The organism is Myxococcus sp. AB036A, assembly GCF_006547355.1.
GTDB classification, from domain to species: Bacteria; Myxococcota; Myxococcia; order Myxococcales; family Myxococcaceae; genus Myxococcus; species Myxococcus virescens.
In genome coordinates, this window is record NZ_VHLC01000002.1 from 66251 (window position 1) to 79466 (window position 13216).

Sequence of the window (13216 nt, forward strand, 5' to 3'; positions counted from 1 at the left end):
GCGTGCATCGAACGTCCCGGAGACTTCCTCAGTCGTCCGAGCGCAGCGCCTCGTGCAGCGGCACGCGGGTGACGCGGCGCGCGGGCAGCCAACTGGCCAGCAACGCCACAGCGGCGAGCAGCGCGGGCACGGCCGCGAAGGTGACGACGTCGAACGCGCTCACGCCATACAGGACACTGGACAGGCTGCGCGCGAACACGGCGGCGCCGACAAGCCCCAGGAGGACGCCGGCCACGGCCATCCGAAGCCCCTGCCCCACCACGCGCCACACCAGATATTGCCCGGTCGCGCCCAATGCCATGCGGATGCCCAGCTCGCGCGTCCGCTGACTGACCGAATAGGACAACACGCCGTAGAGCCCCACGCCCGCGAGCACCAGCCCCAGCACCGCCAGGGCCACCAGCAGCGAACCCAGCACCTTCGTGTGACCCAGGCTGGCGTCCACGACCGATTCCAGGGAGCGCACGGGGACTCTCGGGAGCTCGGGGGCCACGGCGCGAAGCTGCTCGCGCAGCACCGGGGCCAGCGCGACAGCGTCCTGCGAGGCACGCACGGTGAGCAGCATGTGCAGTCCCCAGAGCTGCCCCATGGGGACGAAGGCCTCGCTGACCGGGGGCGCATCCAGACTGTTGTGCTGGACATCCCCCACCACGCCCACGATTTCGCGGAAGGCCTCACCGTCGAGCACCAGTTGCACGCGCTGTCCCACCGCGCTCCGCCCGGGGAAGTAGCGCCGGGCGAACGTCTCGTTCACCACGACCACCGGCGCGGTGCCCGGCCCATCCCAGGCTTCGATGGTGCGCCCTTCCTTCAGCGGGATGCCCAGGGTGTTGAAGTAACCGTCGCTGGTGGTGCGGAAGTGGACCAACTCCCGGGAGTCCGCCTGTGATGCCGGCTCGCCCGGCAGCAGCACCGGCGCCAGGCCACTGCGTCCCCACAGGGGCACCGTGCTGGACATGCCCGCGGACGTCACGCCTGGAAGCGCGCGCACCCGCTCCAACACGCTGGAGAAGAGGGCCCGTTGGACGGCCTCGTCCCGGTACTTCGCCGACGGCAGGGAGAGGTCCACCACGGTGACTCCCTGGGGATTGAAGCCCAGCGGCACCACGCTCAAGGCATGGACGGTGCGAAGCATCAGGCCCGCGCCCACCAGCGGAATCAGTGCCAGGGCCACCTGCGCGACCACCAGCACCACGCGCCCGCCTTCGCCCCGCGTGGCCCCTGCGCCGCCTCGCAGCCCGCCCAGCGCGCCCCGCGCATCCGCGCGCGACACCCGCAGCGCGGGGACCAGGCCAAAGAGGAGGCTGGTCACCACCGAGAGAACCAGCGCGATGCCCAAGACATGTGGCTGCAGGCGGAGAGCCTCGGCATCCACGAACTGAGGCGGCATGAGCGCGCGCAGCAGATCCAGGCCCCACATCGCCAGGACCAGTCCGGCCGCGCCGCCCACGAGCGCCAACATCCCGCTCTCCACCAGGAACTGCCGCACCAGCCGCGCTCGGCCCGCGCCCAGGGCGGCGCGCACTGACACCTCGCGCTCCCGCGCGGAAGCCCGCGCCAGCAACAGGTTGGCCACGTTGGCGCAGGCCACCAGCAGCACCAGCGCCACCACGCCGGTCAGGAGCCACAGCCGCTCCCGGGAGCCCTCCACCACCTGCGTGTGCAAGGGCACCAGCCGCACCCCGGCGGGCTCCTCCGTGAAGCCCGGCTCGCGCACCAGCGCGGCGCCCAGGGCCGTCATCTCCGTGCGTGCCTGCTCCGCGGACACGCCTTCGCGCAGGCGTCCCACCACCCGCAGCCACACCCCTCCGGCCGGCTCATCCGCGGCCAGGACCAACGGCTTCCACGCCTCCACGTCCGGTGCGAAGCGGAAACCCGCGGGCAACACCCCCACCACCGTGTGGAGCTGGTCATCCACCATCAACGTCTGTCCCACCACGTCCGGGCGGCCACCGAAGCGCCGCTGCCACAGCGCATGCGACAGGAGCAGACCATGGGCGTCCCTGTCCGCGCGGAAGTCCTGTCCGAGCAAGGGCCGCACGCCCAGGAGCGAGAACAAGCCCGCTGTTGCCCGCCCCGCGCGCACCCGCTCCAGTTCGCCGTCACCCGCCAAGGTGATGTCGCGGATCGACAGCCCCTCCAGTCCCTGGAACGCAAACGCCCGCTCGCGCCAGGCCTGGAGTGACTGCAACGACACGCCCAGCCGCTCGCGTTGAGGCGTTGACTGGTACAGCGTCACCAACTGTTCCGGTGCCTGGTACGGCAACGGCCGCAGCAGCACCTGGAACACCGCGCTGAAGGCGGCGGTGGTGGCGCCAATGGCCAGCGCAAGCGTGGTGATGATAACCAGCGTGAATGCGGCCTCGCGCCGCATGCGACGCAGGGCCAATCGAACGTCCTGAAGAAGCTGGGACATGAAGGCCAGACTCCAGTGCAACTCCAACGCCACTCAACGTCGCGCCTGACAGGGCCCTTCGCACACCCGGCCGGGACGTGATTCGCGTTCGCCTGTGGCACGCGAAATCCCATCATCGGACAAGAGCCCGTTCCGCTTCCAACGCGGCCAGGAGAAGCGTGGCGCCAGGGTGGAACCCGATGCGTGACAGCCCGACCGCGCGGCCATTGCAATATGCGTTACCCGCAATCCCCTACTTCCCTTCTTGACACCCCTGACGCTGCGTGGCACATATCTGCGCCGCTTCGATAATGAAAATCATTCTCATTATCTACATGCCCACCCAACAAGCGGGCGCAGGCATCCAGAAGGAGGAGCAGGGACATGGGAACGCCCACCCGGGTGGCACTCGTCACAGGTGCCGCACAAGGTATTGGCGCGGCAGTGGCACGTGCCCTGGCGGGCGAAGCCCTCATCGCCGCGGTCGACACCAACGCGGACGGCCTGAGCGCCCTCGTGGCCGAGCTCCGGCAGAAGCATCAACACGCAGTGGCCTACCCCGCCAGCGTAAGTGAGGTCACCGCGGTCGACGCCGTGGTGGAGCGCATCGAGCGGGAGCTGGGCCCCATCGAGGTGCTGGCCAACGTGGCGGGCGTCCTGCGCACGGGCCCCATCCTGTCCTACAGCGACGAGGACTGGGCGTTCACCTTCTCCGTCAACACGCTGGGCGTGTTCCAGGTGTCCCGCGCCGTGGCCCGGCGCATGGTGCCCCGCCGAAGCGGTGTCATCGTCACCGTGGGCTCCAACGCCGCCGCCGTGCCCCGCACGCAGATGGCCGCGTACGCCGCCTCCAAGGCCGCCTCCAGCATGTTCACCAAGTGCCTGGGCCTGGAGCTGGCCCCACACGGCATCCGCTGCAACGTCGTGTCCCCCGGCTCCACGGACACCGCCATGCAGCGCGCGCTCTGGGCGGATGAGTCCGGCGCGCAGGCGGTGATTGCCGGCTCGCCCGAGGCCTATCGCCTGGGCATCCCCCTGCAACGCATCGCCACCCCCGAGGACATCGCCAACGCGGTGCGGTTCCTCGTCTCGGACGCGGCACGCCACATCACCCTGCACGACCTCCGCGTCGACGGGGGCGCGACACTCGACGCCTGACCCCGCCCTCGCGCGGCACCGCTCAGGCCCTCGCCCGCCATAGAGTTGAGAATGATTACTAGGATCCAATTCACCACTTACCACCGAGGCGCCGCCATGTGGCGCCCTGTGCATGACGCCCGCTGAGCCGAAGGAACAGGAACACCCCATGGGACCGCAGACACTCGCCGCGCAGTTGCTCGAGAGCTACGAGGCTGGCTCTTCGTTCTTCTTCGCCACGCCGCGCCGCACGCTGCTGGCGCGCGGCACCTTCGCCACCGTGCCGCACCAGGGCGGCGCGGATGCCCTGGCGCGGCTCCCCGAGCGCGTGACGGCGGTGCTGAATGACGCGCGTCAGGCCGACCACGACATCCCCGTGGCGGTGGGCGCGGTGCCCTTCGACGGCTCGGTGCCCGCACAGCTCGTGGTGCCGCTGACGCTCCAGCGCGCCGGGCCGCTGGTGTTCGACAAGGACGTCCCGGTGCAGCGGCCGTTCAGCGCCAGCTACACCGTCCAGCCGGTGCCGGAGCCCGCCGCGTACCTGAACGGCGTCGCGCAGGCGCTGAAGCTGATGCAGAGCGGGCCGCTCCAGAAGGTGGTGCTGTCACGTTCGCTGCACCTCAACGCCGCCGCCCCCATCGACCTGCGGCAGCTGCTGCGCAACCTCGCGCTGCGCAACCCTTCGGGCTACACCTTCGCCGCCGACCTCCCCCAGCAGGATGGGACCCGCGGCGCGGAACTGCGCACGCTCATTGGCGCTAGCCCCGAGCTGCTCGTGTCCCGCTCCGGGTTCCAGGTGGTCGCCAATCCCCTGGCCGGCTCCGCGGCCCGCAGCGCGGATCCGCTGGAGGACCAGGAGCGCGCCGCCGCGCTGCTGAAATCGCCCAAGGACCTGCACGAGCACGCGGTGGTCATCGACGCCGTCGCGGAGGCGCTGCGGCCGTACTGCAAGACGCTGAACGTGCCCGCCGGTCCGTCGCTCGTGAACACCGCCACCATGTGGCACCTGTCCAGCCGCATCACCGGTGAGCTGGCCGACCCCTCCATCTCCTCGCTGACGCTGGCGGCGGCCATGCACCCGACGCCCGCGGTGTGCGGCTACCCCACGCGGCTGGCGCACGAGGCGATTGGCTCCATCGAGCCCTTCGAGCGCGGCTACTACACCGGCACGGTGGGCTGGTGCGACGCCACGGGTGACGGGCAGTGGGCGGTGACCATCCGCTGCGCGGAGGCCAGTGAGCGCACCCTGCGCATCTTCGCGGGCGCGGGCATCGTGGTGGGCTCCACGCCCGAGTCCGAGCTGGCGGAGACCGAGGCCAAGTTCCGCACCATGCTCCACGCCATGGGCCTGGGCCACGGTGCCGGGGTGCCGTCATGACGTCCCCCGTCCTCCCTGGCTGCCCCACCTGGCCGGAGACCGACGCCGCCCGCTACCGCGAGGCTGGCTACTGGCGCGGCGAGACGTTCGGCCAGCTCCTCCATGAGCGCGCCCAGCGTCACGGCGAGCGGACCGCGCTGGTGGCCGGAGAGCGCCGCCTCACCTACGCCGACCTGGACGCCCGCGTCAGCCAGCTTGCCGCCGGCTTCCATGCCCTGGGCATCCAGGCTCGGGACCGGGTGGTGGTGCAGCTGCCCAACGTGGCCGAGTTCTTCGAGGTCATCTTCGCCCTCTTCCGCCTGGGCGCGCTGCCGGTGTTCGCGCTGCCCGCGCACCGCGCGTCGGAGATTGGCTACTTCTGCGCCTTCACGGAGGCGGTGGCCTACGTCATCGCGGACAAGCAGGCCGGCTTCGACTACCGCACCCTGGCCGAGCAGGTGCGCGGCACCTGCCCGACGCTGAAGCACGTCATCGTCGCCGGTGACGCGGGCCCCTTCACGGCGCTGAGCAGCCTGTACGCCGCGCCCACGGCGCTGCCGCCAGGGCCCGCGCCCAGCGACGTGGCCTTCTTCCAGCTCTCCGGCGGAAGCACGGGCGTGCCCAAGCTCATCCCGCGCACGCACGACGACTACATCTACAGCCTGCGCGGCAGCGTGGACATCTGCCAGCTCGACGAGACGAGCGTGTACCTGTGCGCGCTGCCCGCGGCGCACAACTTTCCGCTCAGCTCGCCGGGCGTGCTGGGCACCTTCTACGCGGGTGGCACGGCGGTGCTGGCGCCCAATCCCAGCCCGGACACGGTGTTCCCGCTCATCGAGCGCGAGCGCGTCACCATCACCGCGGTGGTGCCACCGCTGGCCATGGTCTGGATGGACGCGGCCAAGACGCGCCGGCATCAGCTCGCCAGCCTGCGGGTGCTCCAGGTCGGTGGCGCGCGCCTCAGCACCGAGGCGGCCATGCGGGTGAACCCCACGCTGGGCTGCACGCTCCAGCAGGTGTTCGGCATGGCCGAGGGCCTGGTCAACTACACGCGCCTGGATGACCCCGAGGACGTCGTCGTCAGCACCCAGGGCCGGCCCATCTCCCCGGACGACGAGCTCCGGGTAGTGGACGAGGACGGCGAAGACGTGGCGCCGGGCGAGACGGGCCAGTTGTTGACGCGCGGGCCGTACACCATCCGCGGCTACTACAAGGCGGAGGCCCACAACGCGAAGGCCTTCACGGACGACGGCTTCTACCACACCGGTGACGTGGTCCGCGTGACGCCCCAGGGCTACCTGGTGGTGGAGGGCCGCGCCAAGGATCAGATCAACCGGGGCGGCGACAAGGTCGCGGCCGAGGAGGTGGAGAACCACCTGCTGGCCCACCCCGACGTGCACGACGCCGCGGTGGTCGCCGTTCCAGACGCGTTCCTCGGCGAGCGCACCTGCGCCTTCGTCATCGCGCGCGGCACGCCGCCGGCGCCCCATGTCCTCACGGCCTTCCTGCGCCAGCGCGGTCTGGCCGCCTTCAAGATTCCCGACCGGGTCGAGTTCGTCGAGGCGTTCCCCAAGACGGGCGTCGGCAAGGTCAGCAAGAAGGCGCTGCGCGACGTGCTCGCTGGCGCTCCCTCCCCCACCCCGGTTTCGCGCGCGACGCGCTGAAAGGAACTCCCCATGGCGCTCCCCGCCATCGCTCCCTATCCCATGCCCGGCGCCACCGACCTGCCGAAGAACAAGGTCTCCTGGACGCCGGACCCGAGCCGCGCCGTGCTGCTCATCCACGACATGCAGCGCTACTTCGTGGAGGCCTTCACGCAGGGCCAGTCGCCCGTGACGGAGCTGGTCGCCAACATCCAGCGGCTGCGTCAGCACTGCACGGCGCTGGGCATCCCCGTCGTGTACTCGGCCCAACCAGGTGGCCAGACGCCCGAGCAGCGCGGCCTGCTGCTGGACTTCTGGGGCGGCGGCATCAACGGCGGACCGGACCAGAAGCGCATCATCGACGCGCTGACGCCCGCCGAAAGCGACATCCAGCTCACCAAGTGGCGCTACAGCGCATTCCGCAAGACGGACCTGATGGACCAGATGAAGAAGCTGGGCCGCGATCAAATCCTCATCTCCGGTATCTACGCGCACATCGGCTGCCTGCAGACGGCCAGCGACGCCTTCATGAGCGACGTGCGGCCCTTCCTCATCGCCGACGCGCTGGGTGACTTCTCCCTGGCGCACCACCAGCTCGCGTTGAGCTACGCGGCCCAACTGTGCGCCGTCACCACCACCACGCAGCAGGTGCTCGACGCGCTGGGCCCCGTCTCCACGTCCAGCACACTCACCCGCGAGCAGGTGCGCGCGGAAGTGGCGGAGTTGCTCCAGGAGTCGCCGGAGACGCTGGGGGACGACGACAACCTGCTCGAGCGCGGAATGGACTCCATCCGGCTGATGACGCTGGTGGAGAAGTGGCGAGCCGCTGGCGCGGAGACCACCTTCGTGGAGCTGGCCGAACGGCCGACGCTCGCCGACTGGTTCACGCTGCTTTCCCTGGGCAACACGCCCGCTTCCCGGAACGCCGCGTAGCTCCGCAGTGCGCGAGTCACCTCGCGCCCCTGACGCATGAATACACGGGAGTCCCTGGCGATGGGCGAAACACACGAAGCAGGTTGGCCGCTGTCCGCGGCCCAGCATGGAATCTGGGTCGGCCAGCAGTTCGACCTCACGAGCGCCGTCTACAACGCGGGTGAGTACATCGAGATCCGCGGGCCGCTCGTCGTGGAGCACTTCGAGTCCGCCTTGCGTCAGGCCATCGACGAGGCGGAGGCGCTCCACGCGCGCTTCGTCCCCGGTGCCTCCGGCCCCGTGCAGTTCGTGCAGCCCCGCGCGTCGTGGCAACCGCACGTCGCCGACGTCAGCCACACACCCGACCCCTGGGCCGAGGCCCAGTCCTGGATGCACGAGGACCTGACGCGCACGGTGGACCTGGGCCAGGGCCCGCTGTTCGCGGAGGCGTTGTTCAAGGCGGCGCCGGACCGTTACTTCTGGTTCCAGCGGGCCCACCACATCGCCCTGGACGGCTTCGGCTTCTCGCTGGTGGCTCGCCGCGTGGCGGACCTCTACACGGCCCGGGTGACGGGCAAGCCCGCCACGAATGGGTTCGGCTCCCTCCGCGCCGTCATCGATGAGGACGCCGCCTACCAGGGGAGCACGCAGCACACCGCGGACCGCGCCTTCTGGGTGGAGCGCTTCACCCATGGCCCTACGCCAGTGACGCTCGCGGAACCCGCGCCCATGACGCCGCGATTCGTGCGCCAGACGCGGCATCTGTCGCCCGCGGACCTGGAGCGGCTGCAGGCCGCCGCGAAGCAGGCCGGGCTCACGTGGCCGGACCTGGTGCTCGCGGCGACGGCGGCCTGGCTGCACCAGCACACTGGTGCGCCCGAAGTCGTGCTGGGTCTGCCGGTGATGACCCGCCTGGGCTCGGCCGCAATCCGCGTGCCGTGCATGGCCATGAACATCGTGCCGCTGCGCGTCCCGGTGCGTCCGGACGCCGGCTTGTTCGCCATGGCCCGTGACGTGGCGGCGGAGCTGCGCGCCATGAGGCCGCACCTGCGCTACCGCTACGAGCAGCTTCGCCGCGACTTGAAGCGCGTGGGCGGCCAGCGGCGGCTGTTCGGCCCCGTGGTCAACATCATGCCGTTCGACTACGCCCTGCGCTTCGCAGGGATGCCGGCCTTCGCCCACAACCTCTCCGCGGGCCCCGTCGAGGACCTGTCCATCGGCATGTACGCACGCTCCGATGGCAGCGGCCTGCGCGTGGACTTCGACGCGAATCCCGCCTGCTACAGCCCCAACGTCCTGGACGCCCACCAGCGCGGCTTCCTCCAGTTGTTGGAGTCACTGGTGGCCTCGCCCGAGCAGCCCGTGCGCGCGGCGCCTGCCCCCGCGCGGCCCTCCGTCGTGGATGGCGGACCCCTGCCGATTCCGCAACGGCCCGTGCTGGAGCTCTTCAAGGAGCAGGCCCGTGCGCGTCCGGATGCCATCGCCGTGGAGCATGGCGAGCACCGCCTCACCTACGCGGCGCTGCTCCAGTCCGCCCAGGCGCTCGCGGAGCGGCTGCGGGCCGACGGCGCGCGGCCGGACACGCTGGTGGCCGTCTCCCTGCCCCGGAGCATCGACGCCATCGTGGCCACGCTGGGTGTCCTCTTCTCCGGCGCGGGATACCTCCCCGTGGACCCCTTCGGTCCCGAATCCCGGACGAAGGCCATCCTGGATGACGCCGCGCCACGACTGACGGTGGGTAGCGCCGTGAAGGACCTCACGGCCGGCATGCCTCCGCAGGCACCCGGGCAGCTCGCGGTGCACCGGCGCGCCGGCCCGGAGCTGCCGGCCACGGCGCCCCAGCCGGAAGCGCCGCTGGCGTACGTCATCTACACCTCCGGCTCCACCGGCCAGCCCAACGGCGTGCAGATTGACCACGACGCCCTGGCCCACTTCGTGGCGGGCGCGACGTTCCGCTACGAGGTGACGTCCGACGACCGGGTGCTGCAATTCGCACCGCTGCACTTCGATGCCAGCGTGGAGGAGATCTTCGTCTCACTGTGCGCCGGCGCCACGCTGGTGCTGCGCACGGACGAGATGCTCCAGTCGGTGCCCCGGCTGCTCGAAGCCTGCGCCACCCATGGCATCACCCTGCTGGACCTGCCCACGGCGTTCTGGCACGAGCTGGCCTACAGCGTGTCCACGGGCGCGGCCCGGCTTCCGCCCTCGCTGCGCACCGTCATCATCGGCGGTGAGGCCGCCTTGCCCGAGCGCGTCGCCCGATGGCGGGCCTCCGCCGGTCCCCAGGTCCGGCTGCTCAACACCTACGGCCCCACCGAGGCCACCGTGGTGGCCACCGTCGCCACGCTCAGCGGCGGTCCCGACGTGACGCCCGCCGGGGAAGACGTGCCCATCGGACGCCCCCTGCCCGGCGTGCGCGCGGTGATTGCCGATGCACAGGGCCGCATCGTCCCCACGGGTGAGGAAGGCGAGCTCCACCTGCTGGGCGGCGCGCTCGCCCGGGGCTACCTGGGCCGCGAGGCGCTGACGGCAACGCGCTTCATCACGCTCGACGCCCTGCCGGGAAGCCCCCGCGCCTACCGCACGGGTGACAAGGCCCGGCTGCGCGAGGACGGCCAGATTGTCTTCGTGGGCCGCGTCGATGACGAGTTCAAGATCAGCGGCCACCGCATCGACCCGTCCGAGGTCGAAACGGCGCTGCTCGGCCACCCGGGCGTGCGCGACGCGGCCGTCGTAGGACAGGTGCTCCCCAGCGGCTCGCGCCGGCTTTGCGCGCACGTCGTTACGACGCAGCCCGCGCCCACCGTGGCGGAGCTACGGCAGCACCTGCTGGACGGCCTGCCTGCCCCCATGGTGCCCGGGACGTTCGTGTTCACGGAGCGGCTGCCACGCACCAGCACCGGCAAGCTGGACCGCGCCGAGCTGCGCCGCCTGCTGCCCACCGAAGAGGCCGCGACCACGACAGCGGGAACCACGGCCCTGGAGCGCGTGGTGCTGAAGGTCTGGGAAGAGGTGCTGGGCGTGACGACGACGTCCGCGCAGGATGACTTCTTCGACCTGGGCGGCCAGTCGCTCCAGAGCATCCAGGTCGCCAACCGGCTCGGCATCGAGCTGGGCCGCGAGATTCCCGTCGCCACCGTCTTCCGCTATCCGACGGCGGCCGGACTGGCCCAGGCGCTGGAGCAAGGCACCGACGGCGCCTCCGACGCCGGGGGCCTCACCGAGAGCATGCTCGCCGATGCTGTGCTGTCCGAGGACGTCGTCCCCAAGCTCACGGTGGAGTCCGCCGAATCCCCGCGGCTGCGTCAGGTCGTCCTCACCGGAGCCACCGGCTTCGTCGGGGCGCACCTGCTCCACCAGCTCCTGCGCCAGACGGACGCGCGCGTGGTGTGCCTGGTCCGCGCTCGCGACGAGGCGCACGCCCTGGAGCGCATCCAGGCCGCGCTGGCGTCCCAGCAGCTCTCCCCCGAACACCTGACGGAGCGCGTGGTGGCGCTGCCCTCGGACCTCACCCAGCCCTGGCTGGGCCTGAGCCAGGCGCGCTTCCACGGGCTGGCCTCGGAGTGTGACACCGTCATCCACAACGCCGCCGTGGTCAGCGTGGTGCGCGAATACGGCAGCCTCCAGGCCGTGAATGTGCGCGGCACCCGCGAGCTGCTGCGCCTGGCCGCCGCGGTCCGCGCCAAGCCCTTCCACTACGTCTCCACCCTGGCCGTGGCGCCGCAGACGGACCTCAGCCCCGATGTGCCGGAGACCTTCGTGCCCGCGCACCCGGGACTGCGCGACGGCTACCAGCAGAGCAAGTGGATCGCCGAGCGGCTCGTCGAACAGGCCGGAGCGCGCGGCCTCCCCGTGGCCGTGTACCGACTGGGCCGCGTGGTGGGTGCGCCCGACAGCGCCATCGTCAACCCCCAGGACCTGGTGTGGCGCATCCTGCTGGCGGGAATCCCAGTGGGCGCGCTGCCCCAGCTCGACGTCGCCGAGGTGTGGACGCCCGTGGACTACGTGGCGGGAGCCATCGTCCGCATGGCGCGCGACACCCGCCCGCCCACGGTGTTCAACCTGTGTCCCACGCCCGAGGTGAAGCTCCGTGAGCTGTTCGCCTGGGTCCGTGACTACGGCTACCCCGTGGAGCACTGCTCCGTGGGCGAGTGGCGCAACCGCGTGGCGGAGCGCGCCGGCACCGGAGAGAACCAATCCACGCTCGCCTTTTTCGACCTGCGCTCGGGCACGGACGTGCCCGCGTTTGGCCTGGGCCCCATCCGCTGTGAGCGGGTCCATCAAGCGCTCGAGGGAACGGGCATCACCTGCCCGCCCACGGACCGTGCGCTGCTGTACCGATACCTCGACTACTGCATTGCGCGGGGCCTGCTGCCGCCCGTGCCCGCAACCCGCCTTCCAACCGAAACGGCACTCCCGTGACGAACCCCACCTGGACGCCAGATTCCTGGCGGCACAAGCCCGTCAAGTACATGCCGGAGGACTATCCCGACGCGCAGGCCCTGGCCCAGACCGAGGCCGAGCTGTCCCGCCTGCCTCCGCTCGTCTTCGCGGACGAGACGCGCCAGCTCACCGCCCGGCTCGCCAGGGTCGCCGAAGGCAAGGCCATCCTGCTGCAAGGGGGCGACTGCGCGGAGAGCTTCAAGGAGTTCACCACCGACAACATCCGGGACACCTACCGGCTGCTGTTGCAGATGGCCATGGTGCTGACCTTCGCCGGCAACCGGCCGGTGGTGAAGGTGGGCCGCATCGCCGGGCAGTTCGCCAAGCCGCGCTCCAGTCCCATGGAGACGCTGGGCGGCGTCACCCTGCCCAGCTACCGCGGAGACATCATCAACGGCATGGAGTTCGACGCCCAGGCGCGAACGCCAGACCCGCGCCGGCTGCTCAAGGCCTATCACCAGTCCTCCGCCACGCTGAACCTGCTGCGAGCCTTCGCCCAGCGCGGCTACGAGGAGCTCGCCGAGCCCCAGCGCTGGCCCCAGGGCGGCATCAACCGCTTGCTGGCGGACCGCATCCTCGAATCCCTGTCGTTCATGCGGGCGCTGGGCGTCAGCCCGGAGCCTCGCAGCGGCTCCAACGCCATCGACTTCTTCACCAGCCACGAAGCCCTGCTCCTCAACGTGGAGGAGGCCATGACGCGCGCCGAGCCCGACGGCAGCGGCTGGTACGACGCGTCCGCGCACATGCTGTGGATTGGCGAGCGCACCCGCCAGCTCGACGGCGGCCATGTGGAGTTCATGCGCGGCATCCAGAACCCCATTGGCATCAAGTGTGGCCCCACCATGGAGCCCGATGAAGTGCTCCGGCTGATGGACCTCCTCAATCCCCAGGGCATCCCGGGCCGCATCACCCTCATCGGGCGGTTTGGCGCGGACCTGGTCGCGGAACGGCTGCCTCGGCTCATGGCCGCCACCCGCCGGGACGGGCGCCCGGTCATCTGGTCCATCGACCCGATGCACGGCAACACCCACAAGGCCGGCAATGGCTACAAGACGCGCTCCTTCGACCGCATCCTCACGGAGGTGTGTGGCTTCATGGACGCCGCCGCCGCGGAAGGCGTCCACCCCGGGGGCCTGCACCTGGAGATGACCGGGCAGAACGTCACCGAGTGCCTAGGCGGTCCCCAGCCCGTGACGGAAGACGACCTCTCCAGCCGCTACCACACCCACTGCGATCCGCGCCTCAACGCGGACCAGGCCCTTCAGTTGGCCTTCCTCGTCGCCGAATCCATGCCGTCCCTTCGCACGCACGAAGCCCGTGCGGCCTGAA

The 13216-nt window shown here is 70.8% G+C and carries 7 protein-coding genes; 6 read left to right on the top strand and 1 reads right to left on the bottom strand.

The annotated features are described in order from the left end of the window. Positions 1 to 28: 28 nt before the first annotated feature. A complete protein-coding gene (locus tag FL344_RS01500) occupies positions 29 to 2416 on the bottom strand; it encodes an ABC transporter permease (RefSeq protein WP_228564679.1) in 2388 nt (795 codons plus the stop codon). A gap of 363 nt (positions 2417 to 2779) precedes the next feature. Here FL344_RS01500 and FL344_RS01505 point away from each other — a divergent pair, with 363 nt between their 5' ends. The 6 genes from FL344_RS01505 (at position 2780) to FL344_RS01530 (ending at position 13215) form a co-directional block, all read left to right on the top strand. Further along, the gene (locus FL344_RS01505; protein ID WP_141617221.1) at positions 2780 to 3553 is read left to right on the top strand and encodes a 2,3-dihydro-2,3-dihydroxybenzoate dehydrogenase; all 774 of its coding nucleotides are present in this window, start codon (positions 2780 to 2782) and stop codon (positions 3551 to 3553) included. A gap of 112 nt (positions 3554 to 3665) precedes the next feature. Then, a complete protein-coding gene (dhbC, locus tag FL344_RS01510) occupies positions 3666 to 4910 on the top strand; it encodes an isochorismate synthase DhbC (protein ID WP_141617222.1) in 1245 nt (414 codons plus the stop codon). Then, the gene (locus FL344_RS01515) at positions 4907 to 6553 is read left to right on the top strand and encodes a (2,3-dihydroxybenzoyl)adenylate synthase (protein WP_141617223.1); all 1647 of its coding nucleotides are present in this window, start codon (positions 4907 to 4909) and stop codon (positions 6551 to 6553) included. The genes dhbC and FL344_RS01515 overlap by 4 nt, the downstream gene beginning before the upstream one ends. A 12-nt stretch (positions 6554 to 6565) precedes the next feature. Beyond that, a complete protein-coding gene (locus tag FL344_RS01520) occupies positions 6566 to 7465 on the top strand; it encodes an isochorismatase family protein (RefSeq protein ID WP_141617224.1) in 900 nt (299 codons plus the stop codon). A gap of 60 nt (positions 7466 to 7525) precedes the next feature. After that, positions 7526 to 11866: a myxochelin non-ribosomal peptide synthetase MxcG gene (mxcG, locus tag FL344_RS01525; protein ID WP_141617225.1), complete on the top strand. Its 4341-nt coding sequence runs from the start codon at positions 7526 to 7528 to the stop codon at positions 11864 to 11866. Then, positions 11863 to 13215, top strand: a complete 1353-nt coding sequence (locus tag FL344_RS01530) for a class II 3-deoxy-7-phosphoheptulonate synthase (RefSeq protein WP_141590408.1) — start codon at positions 11863 to 11865, stop codon at positions 13213 to 13215. Before mxcG ends, FL344_RS01530 begins: the two co-directional genes overlap by 4 nt. Position 13216: the final 1 nt, after the last annotated feature.

What these genes read in the sequence shown, in the direction of transcription:
- FL344_RS01500 (WP_228564679.1), bottom strand. Translation starts at nt 2,416, where the DNA reads ATGTCCCAGCTTCTTCAGGACGTTCGATTGGCCCTGCGTCGCATGCGG.
- FL344_RS01505 (WP_141617221.1), top strand. Translation starts at nt 2,780, where the DNA reads ATGGGAACGCCCACCCGGGTGGCACTCGTCACAGGTGCCGCACAAGGT.
- dhbC (WP_141617222.1), top strand. Translation starts at nt 3,666, where the DNA reads ATGACGCCCGCTGAGCCGAAGGAACAGGAACACCCCATGGGACCGCAG.
- FL344_RS01515 (WP_141617223.1), top strand. Translation starts at nt 4,907, where the DNA reads ATGACGTCCCCCGTCCTCCCTGGCTGCCCCACCTGGCCGGAGACCGAC.
- FL344_RS01520 (WP_141617224.1), top strand. Translation starts at nt 6,566, where the DNA reads ATGGCGCTCCCCGCCATCGCTCCCTATCCCATGCCCGGCGCCACCGAC.
- mxcG (WP_141617225.1), top strand. Translation starts at nt 7,526, where the DNA reads ATGGGCGAAACACACGAAGCAGGTTGGCCGCTGTCCGCGGCCCAGCAT.